The sequence below is a fragment of the Singulisphaera photorubra genome (genome assembly GCF_045290345.1).
GTDB lineage: Bacteria > Planctomycetota > Planctomycetia > Isosphaerales > Isosphaeraceae > Singulisphaera.
Window position 1 is genome coordinate 7772701 of the sequence record NZ_CP155447.1, and the last position, 26117, is coordinate 7798817.

Sequence of the window (26117 nt, forward strand, 5' to 3'; positions counted from 1 at the left end):
GCTGTCGGTCCCGTTGGCTACTCCTGACAGTCCGGATCTCCGCGATGGTCGGAACGACAGGTGCGTTGGGATTGTACCAGGCCTTGCGCATCTCAGCCGCCCCACCTCGGTCGCTCACGAAACCAGCCCAACACCTGGGCATGGCGATGGTAGAAGAGCCCGAGCACTCGCAATACGACCATCGCCCCGTAGCAGAGAAAAACCCAGTAGCCCCAGTATGCCAGAGCCGAAAGCCAAGGGCTTTGGATTTCAAGAAGGACTGTCAACGCGTAGCAGGCCACGATCAGGAACGTCGCGATCACGATCGAGGGAAAGAGCCAGGCCCACCCGACCCGCCAGATCGCCCGGATGACGGTCCCGGGGTGAGCTCCCAGTGGATCCTCATACAAGATTGATGCCAGAAGCGCGACTTGCCCGTAGATCGCCCCCACGGCGGTCAATTCCACGAGGATCATCGCGTCGAACAGGTCAACATCCCCACAATATAGCCAATAGGCCACTGAGGGGAACCCACCGAGCAGTCCACCAACCAAGATGGCCCAGATCCAGCGGCCGAGCCCGTGGAGCATTTCCACCGGATCCCAGTCCGGCCAGCGGGGATGGTGGACTTCGCCCATCGCGCTTGTGGTGATCACCCGGCCCAGGAAGAGCAGTGTAAAGCTCCCCAACGGCAGGAGCACGAGCCCGGAGGGGAGCAAGGCCAGCATGGTCGCGAGCGGCCCGACGCCGCTCCCAATTCCCCAGGTCTGGATGATCGACACGAGCGGGATCGTTGCCAGCCAGAACACCGGGGGCATGAGCAACAGAAGCGCGATCCCGGTCTCGCCCCAGAGCGGGTAGAGCAGGCTCTCGCGAAACCGGGTTTCCGGGCGGGCGGGAACCCGGATCAGCCCGTTCCATAGAGACTTGCTGGAATGAGCTGACCCTTCTCGAGTCGAACGAACCCGCGAGGCGGAATAGCTCGAAGGCCGGCTCAGGGAGTCCGCCGTGAGTCCGTAGGCTCCGGCACTCGCAGTATGATCGAGTTCCGGGGCGGGATTCGCATGGATTGAAGTGGGCGACGCGGCTTCAGCGACCTTGGCGCCCGGGACCCGGAGCAGACCGCCGCAGGCCGGGCACTTGCCGACGCGGCCGGGGACAGCCCCGACCGCTTTCAGCCTCATGCCGCAGGCACAGACCAAAATGGTGACGTCGGCCACGACTTCCCGATTACCTCACCGCAAGGGTCTTGGTCTCTTCCGCTTGCGCCGGTGCCCGCAGGGTTTTCAGGAACGCGATGACCGCGTCGCGATCGACACCGGACATCTCCTTGAAGCGTGCGGCCACGTCGCTTGCCTCGCCCCCGTGCAGCACGATCGCGTCCTCGAGCGAGGCGGCGCGGCCATCGTGAAGGTAAGGGGCCGAGTCGGCCACGCCCCAGAGTGGTGCCGTTCGCCACTCGGCGGGAGTCGGCTGCTCCGAGACTGCGAATTTATCGTTGCGAACCGATGGTTGGGGGATGATCGAGCCGTAGTAACCGGTGCTCGACTCGAGCTCGACCCCCATGTCATGCAGCAGCATGTCGGAGAAGATTCCCGCGATGGGCCCGAGCCTCTCCGAATGACAATCCGCACAGCCGATCTTGGCAAACAACGTGTGTCCGGCTTCGACCTGTGACCGGCTCTTCGAGTCCGAGGGGAGGACCTGGGTGGGAGCGGCGAGGTCGCGGATGAAGTCGGTCATCATCACGCACTGCTCGTCCGTCAGGTCGGTCCCTTCCGACTTGTAATCGAGCTGTCCCAGGGGGACGGCCTGGGGGCGACCGGGATTGGAAAGGCCCAGTTCGTTGGCGCAGGCGGCCTTGACGAAGTCGTTGAGCGTAGCGAACTCGAGCTTCCAGCCGAACCGACCGATCCGGCCGTCGGCCAGCCGGGCGATCCGTCCGCGAACCTTGGAGTCTCGGGCGCCATTGAGACCGACGAGTCGGGCCGCGTTGGAGTGCTCACGCTGGTGGGATAGGAGGGTCTCGTCCGCGACGGCGTCGATCAGGCCATCGCCGAACAAGGCCGGGGTATTTCGTTGGGTAATCACGACGTCGGGAGAGCGGGGTCGTGTCCGGTCGGTCAGCACGCTCAGGGGGATCGACGGTTCACGTGGGAGCGAGCTGTGAACCAGGTTTAAGGTTTCCTGGAAGGCCGGCCGAATCGCCTTTTGGTGAACGACGCCTGAGGGGGGCACCTGGCTTTTGGTCGTGCTCGAGAGTCCGTAGACGGTTACGTTTCGAGCGACCGGTCCTCCGCCCCCGGCCCCGCCTTGATGATGGCAGGCGAGACATGAGGTCGCGTTGAAGACAGGCCCGAGGCCGTCCCCTTTGGTCAGTGGATCCTTGACGGTCCAATCGTGATTGAACAGCGTGCGGCCTTCGGCCACCGATTCTGCACTGACCACCTTGGGGCCCGGCCGGCTGAGACGTTCGACGACTTTCCAGGCCGGGGCCAAGACCAACGCCAGGACGATCCAGTGCGCAGGGCGCATACGCGAACGTGCGGCCATATTCGGTCTCCCTCTCCGAGGCAGGTCGAGTTGCGTGCGATGTGAGTGACGTCTGTACGAGACGAAAGGTCGAGGCCAGCGCCGCGCGGGGGAGCTGGCCGGACGATCGATCTGAGCTGTCGATTCAGATCCGAACGGAATGGGGTTCAGACGGACGGAGAGGAGTCGTTTCCTCTCTTCCGGGAGGCGTCGCCGGTCATCTCTTCGAGGACCGACTGGACTTCCTTCGCCTGGCGGGCATCAAGCGGGTGCGACTTCAGCAGGTGGAGGACGAGCAGGCCGGTCTCACCCTGATAAAGCTTCTCGACCAGGTTGTTGACCCGTTTCTGGCGAACCTCTTGGGTCGTGATCGCGGGCCGGTACACGAACGCAAGTTCGCTCCGGTCGCTGGTGACCACTCCCTTGGTCTCGAGCCGGTCAAGCAAGGTGGCGACGGTGGCGTAGGACCACTGACGCCCGGCGGCGCGGAGGGTTTCCAGGACCTCACGGACCGTGGCCTGGCCTCGATCCCAGAGGACCTTCAGTACATCGAGTTCCGAGTCGGGTATGGTCAGTGGACGCTTGGCCATCGGCGGTCATCTCAAAAAGCAAACGGGTCAAATCCGCCCCAATCTCGCACCCCGTCGGGACGCCGCGAGGCCGGGGCCGGGACGGACCGTCTCTCCCGGCTTTCGTATCCTAAGACAACTGTCTCACAACGTCAACCCCCTCTCTTCTGACAAACGTCTGGATTTCAATCCGTGTCGTCTCGAACTCGTGAATCCCGAAACTTTTAAGGTTGGAATTCGACAGAGCCTTCGGGGCGACTCAACTCATGCGGTTGACTGGGGTTGGCGATGCAGGTCGAGGAGATGTTCTTCGATTTTTCTTCTTCAGAGGTCTCGCGGAAATAACAAACTGGGATATCCTCCGAAGAAGATCAGGGATAATTTGAATCATTGAGGTCATCATGATGGCCAGTTCTGGCCAACCGGTTGTCGACACATCGCGGAGGCGACTGATGGAGCGAGGGCAACCCCCCCGCGGGTTGCTTTGTCCTGGTTGCGGTTCGGGACTGGAGCCGCTGGACGAGGTCGCGGGCGATGAGCATCGACTTCGTTGTGCGCACTGCCGCGAGACGTTTCGTGCGCGGCGGCGCGAGCCGACCGACGAGTTGGCCGCGGCTCGTTCCAACACTGAACCGCCGCCGCCAGGCTCCTTCTCGTTGTTCTGGCGAGGCATCGCGCTGCGCTGGCTGGAGAATGCGTACTGGGCCGGTATCCTCATCGGCGCGGCTGGTCAGATTGCCCTCGGGGGATTCTTGCCGGTCGTTCAGGGCTGGCTTCGTGACGAGGTTCGAGGTTGGGGCGGGGTCCTCGAGACCTTGGGTGGGGTTCACGTGATCACCGAGACGCGTGATCCTGACGCGGACCTGGGGCCGGTGCTCGCGCGGTCGGATGCCCCCCTGCTGTTCTCAGCGATGGATGACGTTGCGCGTCGGATTGGGGTGAAGCCGCCGGGGCAGGTGCGACTGACCTATTTGCCTTGTTGCGGCGTCGTCGCCTGGGATCGTTCGCGAGCCCTGATTCTTGGCCTGCCGCTGTTACGCGTGCTCACGATGGCTGAGATGCGCGCAATCCTGGGGCATGAGCTCGCCCACTTGGCGCGGGGTGACGCGACCCGCGCGGCCCGCTCGGTTCGGTTCGTCGAAGGCTTGCGTCAGGCGCTCGATCGAGCCGAGGGGCAAGAGCACGGGCTGCTCGGGTATCTGGCGAGGACCTGTTTCCGCTGGTCCTCTCGACTCATCGGCCCGATTGCACGCGGGCAGGAAACGCGGGCCGATCGCTCGGCGGCCGCGATCGCCGGTGGCAGCGCGGCGGCTTCGGCCCTGGTGAAGGTCGCGCTCGTTCAGCCGCTCTTTCGCCAGGTTCTCGAACACTACAACCCCGACGATCCCGATGCACCCAATCTGTATGCCTTCTTCCGTGCCTTCTGGTATCGGCTCCCCGCCGAGGTTCATACCGCGATGCGCCTGCAAGTGCTGACCAGCAGGGACACGTACGACCCCGCGCACCCTCCCCTGCCCGACCGCCTGGCACTTCTTCAATCCTATCCAGACCCTGCCAGCGCCAACGGGGACACGATCCCCGCCACCTCGTATGTCGGCGATCTCGAAACGCTCGAGCAGATGCTCCACAACCGGCTCTTCGGCCTCCCCGCCATCGAACCGAGTGTCTTCCACAAGCTGAGGGTTTGACCCTTGAGAACACTCGGTCCTGGCCGGCTTGGACGCTCAGCTCAATCAACAGTTGGGCGCGGAAGTACGAAGGCAAGTTCATCCCCGGACCTACGCGAAAATCACCGCGTCGCCCCGTCGGACAACTCCCCCGCGGACGACCGATGCGTAGACACCGGCGTTTCCTGCGTTCCCCTGGACGATCGTCCGGAGCACCCGGGGGTCTTTCGGTAAGTCGCCCTGGCTCAGCGTCGTCATGACACAGCGCGGGCATGGCCCGTTGATCCGCAGATGTGTTTCTCCAATCGTGATTGTCCGTCCAATCCAGTCGTTCTCGACAAATGCGTCCGTGGCGTCTGTGGGGTCTGTGGGGTCTGTGGGGTCAATGACGAAGTTTGGGCGGAACCGTCGCACGTCGAATCGGCTTTCGGGAGCCAGGGCTTGCAGGCGGTGGAGCGTCGCCGTCGTGAGCAAGTGAATCATTGCTTCATCGAAGAACGTGCCCGCTGGCAGAGGAAATTGGAAAACCTCGTCCGGATTGGCAAGCCAGTCATGGTTGGGCCAATACCCCTCGGCCGTGGCACCGTCGATGCCAGAGCGAGCCAGGCGCACAGGTCGTCCCACCGCCTCGGAGAGCCTCGCCTCGACGTCGGGCTGGTCGGTGGTCACGGATTCACCGTCCGGGAACGTGATCCGGGCCGAAGGCAAGGGCACGGCTTCGGCGAACGGTTCCACAAACCCAGCTCGAAAATCGAACAGATTAGGCCATCGTCTTGGATTCTTCGCGCTTGCGATTTTGCCGGTTTCGGAGTCGACCAGCGCGTAGGCCCGATCGCCGAGCAACCCGCGTTCGGTCACCTCGGCTGAGTCTAACTCCTCGCCGAGCATGGATTTGACGGGATATCGTCGGATCTCGCTGACCCGACCAATCACGAACCCTGGAGACTCGTTCATCGTCGCTGCCCCCGATTGATTGATGCGACTGACGCTGAGGTCGTGCCGACGGATTCAGAACCACATGGCCTTGTCGACCACGTTGATCAGCGGTTCACCGCGGCGGAATCGCTGGACGTTTTCGACCAGGATGGCAAGGTGACGCTTTGCAATCGCTGGGGAATAGCCGGCCGTGTGGGGGGTGATGATGACGTTGGGGAAATCCCAGAGCGGGTGTTCCTTGGGGAGTGGTTCGACCTCGAAGACGTCGAGTGCGGCTCCCGCGATCCGCTCTTGGCGGAGGGCCGCCACCAGGTCGTCGAGGACCACGATCGCGCCTCGCCCGATATTGATCAGATAGCTGGTCGGACTCATCTGAGCGAGGGTTTCGGCGTTGAACAGGGCCACAGTCTCCGGCGTGTGGGGAGCAGCGATGACGACGAAGTCGCTTGAGGCCAGTAACTCGGGGAGCTGGTCCAGTCCGTCCAGCGAGGCCACTCCCTCGGGGGTCAGCTTTCGGTCGGCGTAGCGGTCGACTGCGCGGACGGTCATTCCGAACGCAAGTGCGCGTTGGGCGATCTCGCTGCCGATCGCTCCGAAGCCAACGATCCCCATCGTCGTGTCGGGAAGGAAGATCGTGGCCCGATCCATCGCATTGACCGTTCCCGGTCCCGAGGCGTTGTTGACGCGAGCAGACTCGCCGCCGACGGGTTCGTAACGATGCTCAACCTGGCGTCGCAAGTACGTGTGCAGGTTCCTCGCGAAGCAGAGGACGTACCCCATGACCTGGTCGGCGATAACGTCGCCGAACAGGCCCCGCGCATTGGTCAGAACGCAGGGATGATCCACGAGTTCGGGAAAGATGTAGTGTTCCAGACTCACGGTGAACGCCTGAACCCAGCGAAGCTGTTTGGCTTGCGCGAGCAGTTCGGGCGTGACCTTGCCGAGGAAGGCGTCGGCCTGGGGCATCGCGGCCAAGGCCTCGGCCGGATTGGCGGCATTGACCCAATGGGCGTCGGGAAACTTGGATTGGAGGATGGTGAACCGCTCGGGCTCAACGGCGGGGTGGATCACGATCTGGGTCGAACTCATCGCGGTCTCCGAGGCGGTGTACTCCGGCAGGTCTGCGTCAGCCGTTCGGCGACCCGACCCGCGCCGTCGGCGGGAAACGGAGGGGGACCAGGCTTCAATGCTAGGGCCTTCTCGAGGTGCGAGTCGAGCCGGAATTCGGCAAAGGCCCGCGCGGAGGCAGGGACGCCACCCCCCCAGCTTCGCAGTGCGCGATCCAAGGCTCGATGTTCGGCGAAGCCGGTCCTGGGAGGATAAATCATCGGTGTTCCCGAAACCATGGCCTCGCAGGTGGTTCCATAGCCGGCCTTGGCCACGATCGCATCGGCGGAGGCCGCCAGGTCGGCTCCCGTCCATTCGGTCGCCGCGATCGCGTGCAGGTTGGCCAACGGGCCCACCGGTGCCTCATGAAAGCCGACGAAGTGAATCCCACGGCTCTGGAGCCTTTCGAGACGCTCCCAGCCGAGATTCGCCTGGCCGTATCGGCCAATGTAGAAGTAGACGAGCTTGACGGCGGGGGAAAGCCCGAGCTGTTTCACGAGCTCGTCTCGCCGATTCCGCCCGGGGGTCACGACCATTCCGACCTCGATCGTCGGAGCGAGCTCCGCCATCCGGAGCGCCGGTTCGGCCCGGAACAGGGCCGTGGCTTGGCGATAGTCGCGGCGCATCTCGGCGACAAAGGCCGTGGCTTCTCCCCCCATCGCCTTGGCGTAGGGGGCATAGATATCGGCCCAGGTGAAGTTGGCCAGCAGGAATCCGGGCACCCCCGCGCGTCGCGCGGCGACCAGCGGCACGGGCGGGACATCGCAGAGCACGGCCGCTGTCCCTTCGTCACGAAGCTTGTTCGCCTCTTCGTCGACACGGGCGATCGCCTCGGCATGCACGCGTCCTGCCATCGCCAGTGTGGCCTCACCGTCGGTCGCATTGCTATCGCCGGGCGGGTTCAAGGCACCCACGTCCGAGACGTGAGCCTCGAGTTCCGCCGGACGACGCAGCCGCTCTCGCCAGTGCGCGAACAGGTTCGGATGGCAACGGACCGTGACCGGGATGTCGGTTGGCATCCGGTTGATCACCGCCACCGAGCGGTTCAGGTGGCCAAAGCCGTGGCTCGTCACATATACGGCCAGCCCGCCGCAACGTCCCATGGAAAACCTCGTACAGATCGCCAGGATGCGACGCAGTAAATTCGGCCAAGGATGGGAAGGTCGGCGAGGATAACCGACTCGGTGACGGGGCGGCAAGGCCTTGCAAATCGTGTCGCTTGTCCCTCCGAATTCTCGTTCTCGAGCGCGATCGAGTACGCCCTTTGGCCTGGACTTTTTTGGGTTATTGGCGCTGGATGAGGCGAGAAAGGTCTTGGCGATCCGGTCGAAACGATCCGGTCGCTCGGGCTGTTGGCGGTTCAGGAAGGGCTTTGAGCGATGTCTTCGCCTCGACTCCTTGGTCCGGCGAGTCGGACCCGATCGCCTCGCGTGTCTGGCCAGCTGGCGGGAAATCCGCCTGCGCGGGCTCGTGTCTCGACCTCGATTCCCTGGGGTCTTCTCGGCATGCTCGGCCTGCTGGCCCTGATCGAATGCGGGGTGGTGGCCCGGCATCCGCTTGATTTCTCGGATCCGGTCAGTCTGAGCTGGCAGCTCAGCGCCCAGGCGACTCATCGCGATGCGCCGGGGTGCACGATCCTTGGCGTGGGCGACAGCCTGGTCAAGCACGGCGTCATTCCGTCCGTGCTCGAAGCGGAAACGGGAGAGCGGGTCTGCAACCTGGCGGTCGCCCGCGGTCCCGCGCCGGCGACCTATTTCCTGCTCCGTCGCGCCCTCGACGCAGGAGCCCGGCCGAAGGCGATCGTGGTCGACTTCAAGCCGGGGGTTCTCGTCGGCAGTCCTCGCTACAACCTTCGCTACTGGCAGGAGATCCTCACGGTTCGCGAAGGTCTGGATCTGGCACGACACGACCACGGCGGCTCACTCCTGGTCAACCTCGCCCTGGGGCGACTCCTGCCGACATTCCGGGGACGCCTGGAAGTCCGCGGCGCGATTCTGGCGGCGCTGCGGGGGGAAGATTCCCCGATGCGGCTCATCAACCGGGTCTGTCAGCGGAACTGGGGGGTCAACGACGGCGCGAATGTCGCGGCCAGGAACCCCGCCTTCAACGGCGAGGTCAGTGCGGAGCAGCACAAGACCCTGCTCTCGCATCTCTGGTACTGCCATCGCGTGAACAAGACTTATGTTCGTCGAATTCTTGACTTGACAGCGGAGCGTGGGATCCGGGTCTACTGGCTCCTTCCCCCGGTCTCCCCCGCGCTTCAAACGAAACGCGAGGAAACGGGGGCCGAGTCAGGATATCTGAAATTCGTCCGCTCGTTTCAGCACCCCTATCCTCATCTCACCATCGTCGATGGACGCCACGCGGGGTATGACCATACCGCATTTGTCGATGCGACTCACCTCGACGGTCGTGGAGCCTTCACCCTGACGACCGAGCTCGGGAGAATGCTTCGTCGAGACCTCGCAGGGGACTCCGCAACGACCTCTCGCTGGGTCAACTTGCCCCCGTACCGCCCTGATCCTTCGCCCGTTCCGCTGGAGGATGTCGAGGAATCTCGGATCATCGTGAAGTCGGGCCGCTAATTGAGGAATTCTTTCGCCTAATAAATTCGCTCGCCTGGAACGGTTCGCCCTCTCAGAGCGAGACTGAATCGGCGGGCGCCAGTTGCGGGGCGAATTTGAAGTCTTTGCGGCTGGTCCAGACGATTCCGGCGAGCGTCAGAATTCCGCCGAGGGCAAGGCTGGGTGTCACGGCTTCGTGAAAGAGCCAGATCCCCCAGAGCACGGTCAGAATGGGTGAGGCGTTGCCGACCGTCGCGACCTGGCTGGCATCGAGCCGGCGAAGCGCCTGGTTCTGAAAGGCCAGACCGAGGATGGTCGACACCAGGATCAAGAAGGCGAGGCCCCGCCAGGCGGCCGGTGAGGCGGCCTCGAGCGAAGACCAACTCGGCAACGACGCCAGCGCGATCGGCAAGTCAAGGAGGCTGCCAAGCAGGAACGTGGCCGCGAGCACCGGTAGGGCCCCGTGCTTTGCGACCAGCGGCTTGTTGACCGTCATGTAGGCGCCCCACGACACGACTGCCCCGACGAGCAGGAGGTCTCCCCAGACCGCGTTCCGCTCCGCAGTGCCACCATGCAAAAAGTTCCCCAGGCCGATCACGAGGACGCCCAGGATGCTTGCCAGGACGCCACCGAGTCGGTCGAGATTGAGGCGTTCCTGGCCCAAGCCGCTGGCGAGCAGCAGCACGACCAGAGGGACCGCCGCGTAGAACAAGGCGACGTGTGATGTGGGCGCCAGCCGCGTTGCGTTCAGAAAGAACGACTGGTTGATGGGAACGCAGAGCGCCGCGCCGACGAGGAGTCGCAGTCCATCGGTTCGAATCAGGCGGCTCAAGACGCCTTCACGCCAGACGACCGGCAGCAGGCAAAGACCCGCGCAGCCAAACCGGATCACCGGGATGAGCCCCACCGGCAATTCGCGGACGACATATTTCGCGGCCGTCGCCGTGGTCGATCCGATCAAGACCATCAGCGCGAGTGAAACATAGGCACCAAGCTCCCCGACCCGATCCGTACTCGATTCCTCGGAAACTATCTCCGTCACCGACATGGCACTCGACCGCCTTCTCGACAGCTCAGTATGTTTTTTCGAGCGATGGTTACACATTCGCTCTCCACATCCCCCATCCTAGAGCGGAGGGCAAGCGAAAAGGTTCGCCTTGATCGCGTGCCGCTTGCCTTGGCCGAGTGGGACGGCCCCGATTGTGAGGGAAAAATGAAGGGCGGCGGCATGCTGTGGGAGGATTCTCGCTGGTTGGGCTTCGTCGAGAAATTCGCCGGCGTGAGGACCGAGGTGCCCCCCTTGGATTCGGGGTCTGGCGTGGGGAGGAGTGCCAAGGCACGGTTTGCAGATTGGGGAAGTCCGAGGAACCCTTTTGTGAACGTATGCCGGGATGATTCCCGGTTCCTCGGATAGGAACCGGGAATCGGTCGGTTAGAGGTTCGCGATTCCCTGACTCGAGTTGAGCGGAGGCCGCCCTGCAACCGGCCAGTTATCGTTCCGGCGCTCGTGGGCACGTTGGAAGGCCCGTTCACGCTCGAGTCGGGTTTGCTCGTAAAGGTTGAGGTAGAGATGCTCTTCAACCTCGGTGAAGATCTGCCCTCGCCGCCCCATGACAACGCGCGCTGTATCGAACATTTGCTCGAGCGGGAAGCCGGGCGCGACCTTGCCATAAAGCACTGCGGTGAAAGAAGGGACGTGCTTGGGCAACAACGGGCCGGCCGGCAGGACGTTGCACATCACACCGATTGCCGTGCCCGTATTGAGCATGCTGCCCAAGCCGGTTCTGGTGTGGTCGCCGATGAAGCAACCCACCTTGGCCTGTTTTGTGCCGATCGGGTCTCCGCCCAGCGGGACGAAAACTTCGCCGTAATCGTTCCGCAGGTCGCTATTGGAGGTGATCGCTCCCAGGTTGACCCATTCGCCGACGTAGGCGTGTCCGAGGAACCCCTCGTGATATTTGTTCGAGTGGCCGTGGACGACCGTCGCTTCGACTTCGCCGCCGATCCGGCAGTTCGGCCCCAGAGTTACCCCGCCCCGCAGATTGGCGCGGAAGAGCTGAGTGTCGCGAGCGATGAAGCAGGGACCTTCGATCCGGGTGAAGGGTTGCACCCAGGCTCCGGCTGATACCGTGATCGGGCCGTTGGTCGTATCAAAACCGTGTAAGGGTCGATTCTCGCGGTTTCGTGGACGAAGAGGCGATTGGCCGGCCCCACCAGCGCAGCGGTTGTGAGATGGCGGTTGCTCAGTCCCACCTTGCCATCGGCTTCGAAGTCGCGAACCAGGTGGTCGGCATTTTTGATGACGATGTCCCAGGGGCGTTCGATCCACTCCCCCCCCAACTCCACACCGCCCATCCGGGACATCTGCTCATCAAACCAGGCGGCGGCGTTATTCGACTCCAACCCGATCGCCTGGTCCGGGCCGACCAAGGCACAGGCCGGTTGGCCGTTGCAGAGGCCGACCCAGGGCGTGGTGTCGCTCGGTACCTCCAGATTCGGGGGGGGTACCCAGCGGCTGTTGACGGCCAGGACAGGGCCACGCGCTAGCCAGTCGCGATCGTTCACAGGAGTGTGTGGGTCGCGGGCTTGCTGGAGCGCGGCCAGGTACGGGCGGATAACCACACCCCTGCGGTTGGGGCCCGGACCAACACCGAAGGCTTTGACGATTTTAGTGCCGAGAGTGTTCGATCCCAGAACGAGGGCGAACACCGGACGGGTCAGAGTCAATGGCTCGAGGCCTGCGACAGCGTTGTCTTCAACCAGGCAGAGACGCATGAATCCCTCCGTAGCTAAATCGGCATGTCGACCTTCGCACGCACCGCGTCGTGCGCGGGTGATAGCAGCGATGTCGAGATTGCCGTCCTTAGCCGGCATCGCGACCGTGATTATAGGCCGCAATCCTCAGAGTCTGCCAGGTCGGAACCTTTTGACGGGCCCGAATCTCAACTTCGCTGATGATCAACAACATCCAAATAGAGCAGTTCGTCTGATGCCAGATCGAGTCGAGCGACCGTCCAGGTTGGCGCACGATGAAGCGCACCGGGGTTGATATATCGAGTCGACTCGTGTTTTTCGTCGGCCGGAACGTGAGTGTGGCCGTACAACAGGTAATCGGGGGCAAGCGCGGCGAGGCGGCGGATCTCCCGTGCCGAGTCGCCGTGAGTGACCGCGATCCGTCGTTCCGCCAGGGTGAACTCGCCTCCTTTTCCCAGGCAGACGCCGCCTCCGAGGGTCATCGAACGACTGAGTTCGGATTCATCGAAGTCGTTGTTGCCAAACACGTAATAGCAAGTGAGAGCGGAGCATTCCTCGACAATTTCGCAGCTTGTGAGGTCGCCGCAATGGATGAGGGCCTGAACTCCCTCAGCAATCAATAACTGCACCGCGAGCCTGGTTCGTTCCACGCGGTTGTGGGTATCGGAAAGGATTCCGACTCGCATCGTGACTCCCGTTGAGAAGAATCGTCATCGGCCCCTGGTTTCGGTTGAGGAGATTGGCTGAAGATCGCTCTCACTCTGGTCGAACCGGGAATCCGGCGGTAAACTAGCCAATGGAGAACACAAGACCGCGTACCCCGGATGTCGATTTTGTCCTGAGGCCGCGGTTGTTGGAAGACTCTGCGCCACTCTTGTCATGAGTGGATGCGCGGCCGACCGCAAGAAAGGTCGGTCGCGGGAAGGGAGTTTGATTTGGTCCGCAACGCCGGATCACGGCTCCCCGTCCCTGTTTTTTCCCGCGTTTCGCGGGGAGGTATCGCATGTCGATCGCAACTCGTTCCCAGCGTCTCATTACGGCCGAGCACTCGACGTCCGTTTCGACTGTCGAGCCTATTAACTACGAGACCGAGGCTCCTGAGCAAGCCGAACTCGCTCGTGAGGCCCCCGAAATGCGCGACGCCGGGCTATCGGAAGCCCCCGATGCCGGAGAGGGTCGCCTCGGTTTAATGGAGCATGAATTTACCCATGGTCGGAGCCAGAGCTGAGCGGTCGGGCCAGGATCTCTCCTGGGACACCGGAGGCCCCACCGCCCCGTTCTACCGGCCTTTACGGGTTACTCCCCGCTAGGGAAGGACCACTGATCCAAGGGTCGGATGTCCCACCTGTCCTCGAATGCCCCGCTTCTCCCTAACCAAATCGGTAGGGAGAGCGGGGCATTCTGATTGGTTCGCTCGCCCGAAAGGCGAGCTGGAAAGCGCCAGCTCCCTGTCTTTGGGGTCGGGTTGGATAACAGAGGATGGGAGCGGAGGGACACTTGCCATGCCATCGCGTACCAACCGCATCCTCGGCCGACTGCGCCGAGACCTCGCTGCCGGATGCCGGATTGTCGCCTCGGGGTCGGTCCGGCAGGGCGGCTACCTACTATCATGACACGTCCACGAGGTTTACCGTGGACGAGAGTCGTTCGCGCAGTGCTGGCCGTCTTGCCGCATCGAATCGGGGCGACGACGCCCCGAGGTGAGACACGGCCGCTGCGCGAGCGGAGCGGCCGGGATCATCTTCCCCATGAGCGAAGTCACACGCATCCTCTCGGCCATCGAGCGGGGTGACCCGCGGGCCGCCGAGCAACTCCTCCCCCTGGTCTATGACGAGCTGCGACGGCTGGCCGCCCGGAAGCTGAGCGAGGAGAAGCCGGGACAGACGCTCCAGGCGACGGCGTTGGTCCACGAGGCGTACCTGCGGCTGCTCGATGGAGAGGGCGGCCGGGACTGGAACGGCCGCGGGCACTTCTTCGCCGCGGCCGCAGAGGCCATGCGCCGAATCCTGGTCGACGACGCCCGCCGCAAGCGACGCCCCAAGCACGGCGGCGACCGCAAGCGGCTCCCGCTCGAGGCGCTTGCCCTCCCGGTCGAGGACCGATTCCATGACCTGCTCGCCCTCGACGAGGCGTTGACCGCGCTCGCCGAGCGGGAACCGCTCAAGGCCGAACTGGTCAAGCTGCGTTTCTTCGCGGGCCTCTCGGTCGATGAGGCCGCCGCGTGCCTGGGAATCTCCCCGGTCACCGCCAAACGCCATTGGGCCGTCGCCCGCGCCTGGCTCTTCGCCGCCCTGTCCGACGGGGAGGCGGACCCCGGGGGGAAAAAAACCGACGGAGGTGATCCCCCCTCGCCCTGAAACTCGCACTGTAATGCGAGGCAACTCGTTCGGGACCCCCCCATGGCCAGCAGCGACACCACCTTAGACGCGATCTTCTGCGGCGCGATCGAGGTCGCCTCGCCCGAGGGACGGGCCGCGTACATCACCGACGCCTGCGGCCCGGATGAGGAGTTGCGTCGTCGCGTCGAGAGGCTGGTCGATGCCCACTTTCAGGCCGGGAGCTTCCTCGAAGTTCCGCCCGCTTCGCCCACCATATTGATGGCTTCCGCCTCCCCTGCTGAACGGATCGGCACGGACATCGGCCCGTACAGGCTGCTCCAGCAGATCGGCGAGGGGGGCATGGGCACGGTCTACATGGCCGAGCAGGACCGGCCCGTCCGTCGCAAAGTCGCTCTGAAGGTCATCAAGGCGGGGATGGACTCCCGCCAGGTCGTCGCCCGGTTCGAGGCCGAGCGTCAGGCGCTGGCCCTGATGGACCACGTCAACATCGCCCGAGTACTCGATGCCGGTGCCACCGACTCGGGCCATCCCTATTTCGTCATGGAACTGGTCCACGGCGTGCCGATCACGCAGTATTGTGACAACAACCGGCTGACCCTGCGGCAGCGGCTGGAGCTGTTCGTGCCGGTCTGCCAGGCGATCCAGCACGCCCACCAGAAGGGGATCATCCACCGGGACATTAAGCCGTCCAACGTCCTGGTCACGCTCTACGACGGCCAGCCGGTGCCCAAGGTGATCGACTTTGGCGTGGCCAAGGCGATCGAGCAGAAGCTGACCGAGCGGACCCTGTTCACGCAGTACGGCACCCTGGTCGGCACCCTGGAGTACATGAGCCCCGAGCAGGCGGAGATGAGCGCCCTGGGCGTCGATACCCGCAGCGACATCTACTCGCTGGGCGTACTCCTCTATGAGCTGCTGACGGGCAGCACGCCGCTGATTCATCGACGGATGAAGCAAGCCGCCTTCGGCGAGATCCTCAGGATGATCAAGGAGGAGGAGTCGCCGAGGCCGAGCAACCGGCTGAGCGCTTCGGGCGCGGCCCTGGCGTCGATCTCGGCCAGTCGGAACGTGGAGCCGGCCGGGCTGACGAGGCTGGTGCGGGGCGAGTTGGATTGGATCGTGATGAAGAGCCTGGAGAAAGACCGCAACCGCCGCTACGAGACGGCCAGCGGCTTCGCGGCGGACGTGCGGCGCTACCTGATGGACGAACCGGTGTTGGCATGCCCGCCGTCGGCGTGGTACCGCTTCCGCAAGTTCGCCCGGCGGAACCGGAGCGTGGTCGCGGCCGCGGCGGCCATGGTCCTGGCGGTGGTAGTGGCGTTGGCGGGACTGGCGACGAGCACGCTGAGGATCGCGAGCGAGCAACGGGCGACGGCGAAGGCGCTGCGAGCCGAGACCCGGGCCAAGGACGAACTGGCGCGGACCGTCGAACGCGTGCGGCGGGATGCGTACTTCCACCGGATCGCACTGGCGCACCGCGAACTGTCTGCGGATAACCTGGGCCCTGCCCTCGAACTGCTCGGCGAGTGCCCGAGAGACCTGCGCGAGTGGGAGTGGCATTACCTCATGCGGCTTTGCCGGGTGGAACCGGTCATCCTGCGTGACACGACCGAAGTCAAGAGCCTGGCGTTCAGCCCCGACGGAGAGTCACTCGCCTCCGCGGGCGGGGACGGGGCCGTCAAAGTCTGGAGTATCAGGTCGGGTCGGGTGATTCGGGCGATCGGGAACGCCCACACCGGCTACGTCTCCAGCATCGCGTTCCACCCCGACGGCAAGCACCTGGCCTCCGTCGGCGCGGACGAGCAGGTGAAAGTCTGGGACCTGACGACCGGTCACGCCGTATTCACTCGCCCGTGCGGTCCCGTCCACGTCTTCGGGACCGCTTATGCCGCGGCATTCAGTCCCGATGGCCGACAACTCGCGGCGGGATATGACGGTGCCGCGAAGACCTGGGATTGGAGGAATAATCGGCCCTTGCATACCTTCCCCGGGCACGAAAAGCGTCCGATCAGCGTGGCATTCAGTCGCGACGGGCGTTACCTGACCACGGGGAGTTGGCGGGGAAGCGTGAGGCTCTGGGACGCCGAGGCGGGGGGCGAACCGCTGCACACTTTCCCCGAATCCCGCGACGCCCGCCATCCTGTCACCGCCTTGACGTTCAGCCCGGACGGTGCCCGGCTGGTTTCGGCCAGCTTCAACCGCCGCCTAGACGTCTGGGATACGACGACCGGCGGGCTCCTCCGTACGCTCCCGCATAGCGGACTCGTCCTGGGGGCCGCCTTCAGCCCGGACGGCCAGCGCCTCGCTTCGGTCGGTGAAGACAAGACCGTGCGCGTCTGGGACGCGACGACTCGCCGAGAGGTGATCGGCCTCCGGGGACACACCGGCGTCTGCGAGTGTGTGGCATTCAGCCCGGACGGCGGGCGCCTCGTCTCGGCCAGCAAGGACGGGACCATCCGCGTCTGGGACGCGACCCCACTTCAAGGTCACGAAGGCCGGGAAACCTTGACCTTCACACAACACCGCAATGAGGTCTGGAGCCTGGCGGTCAGCCCCAACGGCCAGGAGGTTGTTTCGGCCGGCTTCAACGCGCCCGCCAAGGTCTGGGACCCGAAGACCGGACGGGTCGGCGCCGAGTTCAACGGCCACCGGGACATCGTCTTCTGCGTGGCTTGGCGCCCCGACGCTCAGCGGATCGCCTCCGCCGGGGCGGATGGTGGGCTGTTCACGGTCAAGGTCTGGGACCCGAAGTCCAGAAGGGAAGACTACACGCTCAAGTGCACGCTCCCGGGCAACCCGGAGTTCTTCGCCGTGGCGTTCAGTCCAGATCCCGACGGCCGATACCTGGTCACGGGGAGGGGGAACGGGAAGGTGCAGGTCTGGGACGGGCGGACCGGACGGCCAGTCGGGACTCTCGGCACCCATGAGCAGGCGATCCGCGGAGTAGTCTTCAGCCGCGACGGCCGCCACCTGGCTTCAGCGAGCAGTGACGGCGCGGTCAAACTGTGGGACGCGACCCGCCTGGACGAGCCGCAAGTCGCCCGCATCACCCTCCCGGCGCGGGTCCAAGTGCAGTGCCTGAACGTCGCATTCAGCCCGGACGGCCAGCGCCTGGCGACGGCCGGCGAGGACAACACGGTCAAGCTCTGGGACGTGCAGACCGGTTACGAATTGCGAACCCTTCGGGGACACAGCGGCGAGGTCTGCACCGTGGCCTTCAGCCCCGGCCCGGGCCGGTGGATCGCCTCGGCGGGTGAGGGCGGCACCGTGAAGATCCGGGACAGTCACACCGGAGAATTGCTCCGCAGCTTCCGCGGCCATACCGGCCTCGTCAGCAGCGTGGCGTTCAGCCCCGACGGCCAAAGCTTGATCTCGGGAAGCCGCGATCACACGGTCAAGGTCTGGGACGTGACGCGATTGGGAGACGTTCCTGACCGTTAGCGAACTCGTCTCGGCGGCATCCTGGGCGGCCTGGCTGGTAGAGGGCAGCATACTCACGCCGGCCCCTTGGTCTGCGCCGCGCCACCCGGTGGGCCGCCGTGACGCCCTCGTGGGGCGAGTCACCGGACGCCCATTGGTGATCCGTTGAAGCAAATCGGCCGGTGAGAGTCTGTCTCGTAAGTTCAGGGAAACCGAAAATTGAAGGCCGTTTGGGTGCCACGGGGTCCGTACTCGGAACCCGTGCACGCCAGGCCAAGGCATTCCCGCATGGGTTCCGAGTACGGAACCGCATGGCACCCAGCAGATCATTCAAAAGCACTCGTGGGATTCACCTTCTGGGACAGACTCTGAGTCCCGCACGCGAAGAAAGACAATCACCGGCCACGGAACCTCCCCAGCGCCAGGTCTGCGCGCCGGGATAGCCGCCCTGTCATGTTTGCAGACCTCACCCCCCATGGGAGATTGCGCCATGTGGACATTGAAGTCTTTCCGCTCATCGAATCCCCGTCCCCCGCACACGACGGCCCGCCGGTGGGCCCTGGAGACGCTGGAGGATCGCGCGCTGCTCAGTGCCAGCCCCACCGCGATCTACCCCCTCGGCGCGACGCCTCGGGCCGACGTGGCGAGTCTCGAAAAGGCAGGAAAGCAGGTGACTTTCCGCGGCAGTCTGGATGGGGTCGTGACCCGAGGCACTCCTGGCCCATCGGGGGCGCCCGTACTCGTGGAGGGCACGGGGCACGCGGCTCACCTGGGTCGGTTCACGTTCTCATTCCCGCATCTCGTGAATGCCACAACCAGGGTCGCCACCGGCACCTATACCTTCACGGCGGCCAACGGCGACACGTTGACCGCCGACGTGACCGGGCAGGCAGTGCCGGTGGGGACGACCGGAGTGCTCCATATCGTGGAAACCGCGACCATCACAGGCGGTACGGGCCGCTTCGCCGGCGCCACCGGGAGCTTTACCATCGAGCGCGACTACGACACGGTCGCCGGCACGACCACCGGCTCATTCCTTGGGACGATCTCCCCCGCCGGCACGCGCCACCGTTGCCACAAGATCGGTCGGTGAGCCTCGGTCGCGAACTGGGTCGCCCGGCGCCCCTTCCGGGCGCCGGGCAGTTTGCCGACACCATCACGCAGACCGCTGATCAACGAGTTTTTGAATTGCCGTTGGCTCGTCAGCGAAATCGAATAAATATGACAACATTGTGATGAAACGATGGGGGCTGCATGGCGCTTGGACGTTCAGCGCGACCTATCAGGTCGATGAGGTCCCGCCTCTGAGTCAGGACGAGGCCGATGCCCTCAACGCGACGATCGCGGATTTTCCGGGCGACCCGAATTTCGCGTCACAGAGATCGAACCTGTGCTCGCAAAATTTTGGTGAGACGAATTCATGGGAATCAACGGTATTGTGATAAGGGCTAACGAATCCGGTTTCCCGTCTGGCCTAAGCTCGCTGAGCCAACCCGGTTACTCCATGAGGAAGCACGATGAGTTCCACCGCGAGGTCGGCCGTCTGCTGTCTTGCCGTCACTTTGTCGGGATCGACCGGGGCCCGAGCTGCTCCTCCGGCTCCCGACCGAGTTTCAGGACGTGTGACGCATGTGACGCTTTATCGCGGGCAGGCCATGGTCGTACGCACGATCCCCGTCGTCGGCGCCAAGGGAACTAGGGAACTCGTCGTCGATGACCTGCCGGAGCAAGTGGTTGCCGACAGCCTCGTCGCGGAAGGCAGCGAAGGGGTAGAGGTCCGCGCAGTGCAGGTCCGTAGCCGCGCCGTTGGCGAGGCGCCTCGTGACGAGGTTCGCAAACTCGATGAGAGTCTCGAGCAAGTCAAAGACAAATTGCTGGTGAACCAGAAGGTGCAGGAACGGTTGGCCAAGCAGACGACCTACCTCGACCAGCTCGATCGATTTGTCGCGACGACGGCCAAGGGCGACTTGGCCCGGGGCGTCCTGGATGCCGCGGCCCTGGAGAAGGTCACCCTCTTCTCGTTCGGCCAGCGCGACACGCTCGCCGACGCGGCGGTCACGCACGCCAGGGAAGCCACGGACCTGAACAAACAGCTCGACTTGCTCCAACGGCGGCGGGGTGAGCTGACCAGCGTCGCGTCCCGCACGGTTCGCGAGACGCTGCTGTTCCTCGACAAGCGGAGCGAAGGTCAGGACTCGGTCCGCCTGAGCTACCTGGTAGGTAAGTGTGAGTGGTCGCCTGCCTACACGTTCCGCACCGGCGGGGACCGAAAGCAGATCCGGGTTGAGTGCCACGGGCTGATCCAGCAGATGAGCGGCGAGGACTGGGACGGTGTGCAATTGACGCTCTCCACCGCCTCGCCGGGTCTGGGCGCATCGGGTCCTGGCCTGGCGGCGTTCGCAGTGACTCTCAGCAAGGAAGCCGCTCCGAAACCGGTCGATCCCGAAGAACTGACCGCCCGGTTGGACGCCGCACGTGAGCGTCTGGGCGCTGCCGTGGCCCTCTATCGTGGCGCACCGAGCCCCGCCGAAAAGGCCAAACTCGACTGGGCGCTCAACGCCGCGGCCAACGAATTCCAGAGCTTGGAGCTGATGAGTGGCCGAGACCTGGTGAGCACGCTCCAGTCGACCGAGACCGACGTGGCCGGCGGGCCCAGCTTGAACTACGCGGTCGCCGGATCGGCCAGCCTGGCCAGTCGACCCGATCAACAGGTGGTCCAGATCTTCCAGTCGAAATTCGAGAGCCGGTTCTATTCCGTGGCCACGCCGTTGGTCACCCGGCACGTCTTCAGGGAGGCGGAGGCGACCAACAGCGGCGGGCAGGACTTGCTGGCCGGCCCGATGTCGGTCTACCAGGACGGGCAATTCGTCGGCCGTGGCGAGATCCCCACAATTGCCCGCGGCCAGTTGTTCACGCTCGGCTTCGGGGTCGACCCACAGCTCCGCGCCCGCCGCGAGTTGGCCGAGAAGACCGAGAGCTTGCAGGGCGGGAACCGGAAACTGGACTTCAAGTACCGGCTGCTCGTGGAGAACTACAAGGACGAGCCGGCAAAGGTGCGGATCCTGGATCGTTTGCCCAACAGCGGCGACTCCGCACAAATCCGCGTGACGCTGGCCGAGGCGAAGGACGCACTGAGCGACGACGCCATCTACCTGCGCCGCCAGCGGCCGAAAGGCATCCTGCGTTGGGAGATCGAGGTCCCGGGCGGGGCGGTCCGCGAGAAGGCCCGCATCCTCGAATACGGGTTCTCGGTCGAATTCGACCACAACTTCCAGGTGAGCACCCTGGGCGGACAGCAGGCGAGGAGCGAGTTCGAGCAACTCGACCGTGTCCGGGTCCTTCCGGCCCCGGCCGCTGAACCGACCCCGCCGCCCGCGCCGTAACAAAAACCACGATCCTCGAAAGAGCGAAAGAACCCATGATTCTTGCAGTTTCCGCACCGGGTCAGTTTGCAGTAGCACGGCCGGCCCGGCCGTAATTCCCTTGGTCTGCAGTAGCACGGCCGGCCCGGCCGTAATTCTCTCGGGGTCGGCGTGAGTCTGAGGAATGGCCCTGGGCTGAGAGGGGGCCGGCCGGGCCGGCCGTACGACGTATTCGACTCAGCGAGCGCGGGTCCAAGAGGGACGGGAGTGCCAAGGGTTCGATCCGACATCGTTTTGGCCCAAGAGTACCGAGCCAAAATCAGTACGGCACGATGGCTTCAAAAGCGAAGTTGTTTCTCTCTGCAGCCGGCAAATCCTTCCGATGAAGTAAGGAATGCAAGAACGCCGGCTGCAGAGGAATAATAGGAATCGCAAAAAATAAATGAACGTAATGTGGATGAAAGATTTATGGTGTGTTAGTTGCCACAGATAATCGGAATTCTTGTTGAGAGGTAATATCAGTCGGCTTGAGAACGACTTCGATCCCTATTTTTGTTTCTGCGGTAGGGTTTGACGATCTTAAGTTACTGCGTTCAGAAAGCGGCCCAATGCGACCCCAGCATCGTTGTCTTTGGTCTGACCACTCCCATTTCCAAACTCGCTATGTCAGTTCTCTCACTCAACGGAGCCATCGAGAATGACGACGCCATTTCGAAAATCGCCGATCCTTACCCTTTGGACACTGATGTCAACATGCTGGATCGGCATTTTGATCATCTCTGGGGCGAGTTCGGGGCCGAAGACGATCGATGCCGAGCGGCTCTTGCTCCGAGATGCGAAGGGCAAAGTCAGGATTTCCATGGAAGTTGGTACGGATGGGGCGCCATCTTTAAGGTTCTTGGACAGTAACGGCACCATCAGGACGAGAGTTGGCTTGTCCGCGAGTGGTGATGCGAGTTTGGTATTAGCGGATCGAAAAGGCAAAAACCGCGTTCTCTTGGAGATGTCTTCTGACGAGACTCCGAGGCTCGAGTTCGTAGACCAGAATGGTCGCCCTCAGCTCACGGCGAGTTTGGCCCCCGAGGGACGGCCGATCTTTGAGTTGGGGAGAGTGAACGGAGCGGATTCCCTGATAAAGATGAGTCTCGCCCCGAGCGGCCTCCCTTATCTGAGTTTCTGGAGCATCGAGGGTGAGATGAATATGATGATCGGCGCGATGCCCAACGGGACCCCAGCGATCGCACTATACAAGGGAGAACAGATGCGAATGAGCTTAGGCCTCTGGCCTGATGGTCATCCGAATCAATACTTGTTCGACAGCGACGGTAAGGCCCGCTTTGCTCTTGAGGAGAGCGATTCCCGGGCGGGCCTCATGTACTTTGACAAAGCTGGCAAGGTGCGAATGCTCACTCACGTTTCCAATAACGGAACCGCCGCTCACATCATGATGGACGCTCAGGAATCGGCACGACTGAGCCTGAAGACCATGGAAGACGGATATTCATCACTTTTATTTGCTGACAACAAAAATATTTCTCGCATGATCCTTGGGATCATGCCTGAGGGAATCCCCTCTCTGGAGATTTCGGATCCAGACGATACATCGCGTGTCTATCTTTCAACGACGAGGAAATCGGAACCGTATCTGGAAATGTATGGGGCCGACAAGAAGTCGATTACTAGAATCCCGGCTAAGTGATGAGCCGTTGGGGGCTGGCAGAAATATGGCTGACCGGGAAAAAGGGGACGGATTGAATATTGACCGACCCGGTTGTCGAACTTCGAAAAACAGGAAATTCTGAGGCAAGTGCAACTGTGACACCAGTTTAAAGGTGATTACAATGAGATCGCTTTTATTCAGATTGGTCTATGCTGTCGTTGGCCTGCACATGGCAGGAAGCTTTTGCGAGGCGGCATATGTAATTAATGCATGGATGGAGATCGGAGGTGTCCATATTCTAGATGGGCCACAGGAAACCTGGGTTTTCGTCGAGACCCGGAAGGTCACCGAAGCGAGCTTTGGCATACTTACCGCCCCTCGCAAGACGCAGGTCGCTTCGCAGATGCTCTTCAAACTCAGCCCAGCTGGCGAGGTAAAAAAAGTGGCCCTCACCAAGGATGGGCCAGGCTTTCACCACAACAGTTGCAGCATTATCCGGCTCAAAGAAGGTTTCTATCTCTACAGGCTTCCCTCCTTAGGCCACGCTTCTGCAATCTTCAAGTGGCGCGGCGACCATTTCGGTCCGCTTGGTCAAGGGGAGTCTGAGGCGGACACAAAAGTTATTGCCACGATCGAGCAGCAAGATTCTGCGGGCCGCGTCTTCGATAGCTTGGAGGCGGTTTCGGCGGAAAACGGCTGGACTTGCGTTGCAAAGTCGCCTCGCACACTTGCCATCCCGTCAAAAAAATTCCATTCAGTCAAGCATAACATACTGATCTCGGTCAGGGTGGGCGACTACTTTCGTCCGATAGCCGTTCTCGCCATGTTTCAAACTCGCGAGGGAATTCGGACCAAAGTATTGGTCGATGTGCCGTCGCCCGTACCCCGTGGTAGGCCGCGCCTTTCTCGTCCTCCAGGACCCCTCCACGAGCTTTGAAAATCGAAAAGGTGATATTCGCCAATTTCGCCGCTATCTGGGCAAGTTAGGATGCTACGAAGTGAAGAGCTTCGCAGGTATGATCTTGTCCATATTATGCAAGCCGCATCAAAAATTAAGAATGTCACCGTGAAAAAGGGGACGGAGGGAATATTGACGTGGCTTGAGTCCTCGACTACCCTCGAGTCATGCCACGAACCGCTCGCGCTTCAGTCGGCGGGATGATCTACCACGACTTGAATCGCGGCAACCGTCGCGCAGCAGTCTTCCACAAGCCCGCCGACTACGACGCCTTCGTAGAGGCGATCGGCGACGCCCGCCGGCGTCTCCCCATCGACCTCTTCGGCTACTGCCTGACGCCGAACCATTTCCACCTGGTCCTGCGCCCCCAGAGCGACGGCGATCTCGGGCGGTGGATGCGGTGGTTGCTCACCGCGCACGCGCAGCGATACCATCGCCATTACACGACCACCGGGCATGTCTGGCAGGGACGGTACAAGGCGTTCCCCGTCCAGGACGACGACCACCTGGCGACCGTGCTCCGCTACGTCGAGCGGAACCCCCTCGGCGCCGAGTTGGTTTCGCGTGCCGAGCACTGGAAGTGGTCGAGTCTGCCGGGTTGGCTCGCGGGCGCCCCGACCCTGTGGCGTGGCGACCCGTCGCCCCGCGATCCGGCGTGGGTCGATCGAGTGAACGAACCTCTCTCAGTGGGAGAGTTGCAGAGGCTGCAGGAATCGGTGGTCCGCGAACGCCCTTTCGGTGGCGAGGCGTGGACCCGCCAAACGGCGCAATCGCTTGGGTTGGAGTCGAGCCTTCGAAACCGAGGGCGGCCGCGGAAGCAGTAAAGTCACTCCGTCTCCCCTTTTCTTGGGCCCGGTTTGAAGCCGTTTCTGAGAGCCTGGAAGGGGACTAGGCCAATTTACCGAACACGGTAGCCGGCGTAAGACAATACGCAAGCCATGCACACTACGAATAATCGCTAATGGTGTAAACAAAATGCGACCTGAAATATTGGCTTTTATTTATGCAATGGTTATGATAAATGCGTATTTGTGCTTGCTGTATCGCAGGCGTGATCGCCGTGTATCGCTCTTTAGGTGCCGCGTTTCGTTCTTGCTGATAGTTGTAGCGGAGTCTGCGGTAGTACTAGGATTCGCCCTCCAGTCAATGCCCACTAGCCCGTGGGGGAGAGACGCGCTAGCTAAATCTGCGCACCACCGCGTCCAAGCGTGGTTATGCAGAGGACAATCCCAATCCTTTTTGCAAACGGCAGCTAAGTATGCTGCTGATGGTAGTGAACCGGATCGGGCATTGAACAGGTATTGGCGAGAAGAGGCTGAGACTGAAGCAAGGTTGGCTGAGTTTCACGAGCGCCTGGCACGGAAGTATCAATACGCAGCACGTTATCCGTGGTTTCCAGTTGATCCCGACCCACCTGCACCCAAGCCACCGAACGGAAAAGGGGGGGCATAGAGGAATTCGGTAAATATAAATATGATTATTTGTAGGTTGTGTTTTAGGTCTGATTTGGCTGATTGATATTAAATAAATGAATGCGCTGGCTCCCCGCCGTCGAGACGCTGGGATCGACCACGGTCATCTGCACCGACAAGACCGGGACCCTGACCAGGAACGAGATGACCGTGCGCGCCTACGTCTTGGAGGGGGAGCGCCTCGACGTCACCGGCACGGGCTATGCCACGGTGGGAGGATTCCAACGAGCCGGGCGGACCGTCGATGCAAAGGCCGACGACCGCCTGACCCTGGCCCTGCGGATCGGTGCGCGATGCAACGACGCCGCCATCGAGATCCGCGACGGCCAGAGCGCGGTGCTCGGCGACCCGACCGAAGGGGCCTTGATCGTCGCGGCGGCCAAGGCGGGGCTGGGCCGGCGCCCTGCGGGGCCTGGACCTATAGCCTGCCGGCACGGGTCGGAAGGGGCGGGCCTGCTCCGGGCGGAGACGATGGCTTTCATGACCTTGGCCCTGGCCCAGGTCGCACACGCCTTCAACGCACGCTCGCAGCGGCGGACCGCGTTCACGAGCCGCCTGTTCACGAACGGTTGGCTGTGGGCGGCCGTGATCGCCTGCGTCCTCCTCCAGGCTGCTGTGGTCTCCGTGCCGCTGCTCCAGCGCGTGCTCCATACCCTCCCGCCGAGCCCGTCGGGCTGGGCCGTCATCATCTCCTGTTCCCTGGCCCCGGTCGCTGCCGTGGAGATGGTCAAGCTCGTGCAAAATCGGTCGGGGTTGAACGGAGCCGGGGCGAAGATTGCCGGGTGATCCCGTGCCCAG

General features: G+C 63.0%; 21 protein-coding genes. 11 read left to right on the plus strand and 10 right to left on the minus strand.

Features of this window, described 5'->3' with window-relative positions:
* Positions 1–92: 92 nt before the first annotated feature.
* The 3 genes from V5E97_RS29255 to V5E97_RS29265 form a co-directional block, all read right to left on the minus strand.
* Positions 93–1199 carry a hypothetical protein gene (locus tag V5E97_RS29255; protein WP_406695096.1) on the minus strand — a complete coding sequence of 369 codons (1107 nt, stop codon included), beginning with the start codon at positions 1197–1199 and terminating at the stop codon, positions 93–95.
* A gap of 10 nt (positions 1200–1209) precedes the next feature.
* Positions 1210–2532, minus strand: coding sequence for a di-heme oxidoredictase family protein (locus V5E97_RS29260; RefSeq protein ID WP_406695097.1), 1323 nt, complete (start codon positions 2530–2532; stop codon positions 1210–1212).
* Between the two features lie 146 nt (positions 2533–2678).
* Positions 2679–3101, minus strand: coding sequence for a BlaI/MecI/CopY family transcriptional regulator (locus V5E97_RS29265; protein ID WP_406695098.1), 423 nt, complete (start codon positions 3099–3101; stop codon positions 2679–2681).
* A 431-nt stretch (positions 3102–3532) separates the two neighbouring features.
* Between V5E97_RS29265 and V5E97_RS29270 the strand changes: the two genes are divergently transcribed.
* Positions 3533–4768 (plus strand): M48 family metallopeptidase, encoded by a 1236-nt coding sequence (locus V5E97_RS29270; RefSeq protein ID WP_406695099.1) that lies wholly within the window; start codon positions 3533–3535, stop codon positions 4766–4768.
* Between the two features lie 90 nt (positions 4769–4858).
* On the opposite strand, the gene V5E97_RS29275 is transcribed toward V5E97_RS29270, so the two are convergent.
* Genes V5E97_RS29275 through V5E97_RS29285 form a run of 3 tightly spaced genes read right to left on the minus strand, consistent with a single transcriptional unit; the run spans position 4859 to position 7893 of the window.
* Positions 4859–5701 carry an MOSC domain-containing protein gene (locus V5E97_RS29275; protein ID WP_406695100.1) on the minus strand — a complete coding sequence of 281 codons (843 nt, stop codon included), beginning with the start codon at positions 5699–5701 and terminating at the stop codon, positions 4859–4861.
* Between the two features lie 54 nt (positions 5702–5755).
* Complete coding sequence (locus V5E97_RS29280) at positions 5756–6772, minus strand: D-2-hydroxyacid dehydrogenase (protein ID WP_406695101.1); 1017 nt, start codon at positions 6770–6772, stop codon at positions 5756–5758.
* Positions 6769–7893, minus strand: a complete 1125-nt coding sequence (locus V5E97_RS29285) for a hypothetical protein (protein ID WP_406695102.1) — start codon at positions 7891–7893, stop codon at positions 6769–6771. Before V5E97_RS29285 ends, V5E97_RS29280 begins: the two co-directional genes overlap by 4 nt.
* 327 nt (positions 7894–8220) lie before the next feature.
* On the opposite strand from V5E97_RS29285, the gene V5E97_RS29290 reads away from it, so the two are divergent.
* Positions 8221–9375 carry a hypothetical protein gene (locus V5E97_RS29290; protein WP_406695103.1) on the plus strand — a complete coding sequence of 385 codons (1155 nt, stop codon included), beginning with the start codon at positions 8221–8223 and terminating at the stop codon, positions 9373–9375.
* 52 nt (positions 9376–9427) lie between these two features.
* Here V5E97_RS29290 and V5E97_RS29295 read toward each other — a convergent pair whose 3' ends face one another.
* From V5E97_RS29295 to V5E97_RS29310, 4 genes are all read right to left on the minus strand, one after another.
* Positions 9428–10402 carry a DMT family transporter gene (locus tag V5E97_RS29295; RefSeq protein WP_406695104.1) on the minus strand — a complete coding sequence of 325 codons (975 nt, stop codon included), beginning with the start codon at positions 10400–10402 and terminating at the stop codon, positions 9428–9430.
* 384 nt (positions 10403–10786) lie between these two features.
* On the minus strand, positions 10787–11464 hold the full coding sequence (locus V5E97_RS29300; RefSeq protein WP_406695105.1) for a hypothetical protein: 678 nt from the start codon (positions 11462–11464) through the stop codon (positions 10787–10789).
* The gene (locus V5E97_RS29305) at positions 11380–12129 is read right to left on the minus strand and encodes a putative sugar nucleotidyl transferase (protein ID WP_406695106.1); all 750 of its coding nucleotides are present in this window, start codon (positions 12127–12129) and stop codon (positions 11380–11382) included. Before V5E97_RS29305 ends, V5E97_RS29300 begins: the two co-directional genes overlap by 85 nt.
* A gap of 167 nt (positions 12130–12296) precedes the next feature.
* Entirely contained in the window at positions 12297–12794 is a 498-nt protein-coding gene (locus V5E97_RS29310; protein ID WP_406695107.1) for a metallophosphoesterase family protein, read from the minus strand.
* Between the two features lie 317 nt (positions 12795–13111).
* Here V5E97_RS29310 and V5E97_RS29315 point away from each other — a divergent pair, with 317 nt between their 5' ends.
* From V5E97_RS29315 to V5E97_RS29355, 9 genes are all read left to right on the plus strand, one after another.
* On the plus strand, positions 13112–13336 hold the full coding sequence (locus V5E97_RS29315) for a hypothetical protein (RefSeq protein WP_406695108.1): 225 nt from the start codon (positions 13112–13114) through the stop codon (positions 13334–13336).
* A 520-nt stretch (positions 13337–13856) separates the two neighbouring features.
* Entirely contained in the window at positions 13857–14465 is a 609-nt protein-coding gene (locus V5E97_RS29320; protein WP_406695109.1) for a sigma-70 family RNA polymerase sigma factor, read from the plus strand.
* A gap of 42 nt (positions 14466–14507) precedes the next feature.
* A complete protein-coding gene (locus tag V5E97_RS29325) occupies positions 14508–17888 on the plus strand; it encodes a protein kinase domain-containing protein (RefSeq protein WP_406695110.1) in 3381 nt (1126 codons plus the stop codon).
* A gap of 469 nt (positions 17889–18357) precedes the next feature.
* Positions 18358–18960, plus strand: a complete 603-nt coding sequence (locus tag V5E97_RS29330; protein ID WP_406695111.1) for a hypothetical protein — start codon at positions 18358–18360, stop codon at positions 18958–18960.
* A 424-nt stretch (positions 18961–19384) separates the two neighbouring features.
* The gene (locus V5E97_RS29335; RefSeq protein WP_406695112.1) at positions 19385–21250 is read left to right on the plus strand and encodes a DUF4139 domain-containing protein; all 1866 of its coding nucleotides are present in this window, start codon (positions 19385–19387) and stop codon (positions 21248–21250) included.
* 676 nt (positions 21251–21926) lie between these two features.
* On the plus strand, positions 21927–22928 hold the full coding sequence (locus tag V5E97_RS29340) for a hypothetical protein (RefSeq protein ID WP_406695113.1): 1002 nt from the start codon (positions 21927–21929) through the stop codon (positions 22926–22928).
* A 142-nt stretch (positions 22929–23070) separates the two neighbouring features.
* Positions 23071–23826 (plus strand): hypothetical protein, encoded by a 756-nt coding sequence (locus V5E97_RS29345; RefSeq protein ID WP_406695114.1) that lies wholly within the window; start codon positions 23071–23073, stop codon positions 23824–23826.
* Between the two features lie 188 nt (positions 23827–24014).
* Positions 24015–24671, plus strand: coding sequence for a transposase (locus tag V5E97_RS29350; RefSeq protein WP_406695115.1), 657 nt, complete (start codon positions 24015–24017; stop codon positions 24669–24671).
* 708 nt (positions 24672–25379) lie between these two features.
* Positions 25380–26105 carry a cation transporting ATPase C-terminal domain-containing protein gene (locus tag V5E97_RS29355; protein WP_406695116.1) on the plus strand — a complete coding sequence of 242 codons (726 nt, stop codon included), beginning with the start codon at positions 25380–25382 and terminating at the stop codon, positions 26103–26105.
* Positions 26106–26117 lie beyond the last annotated feature (12 nt).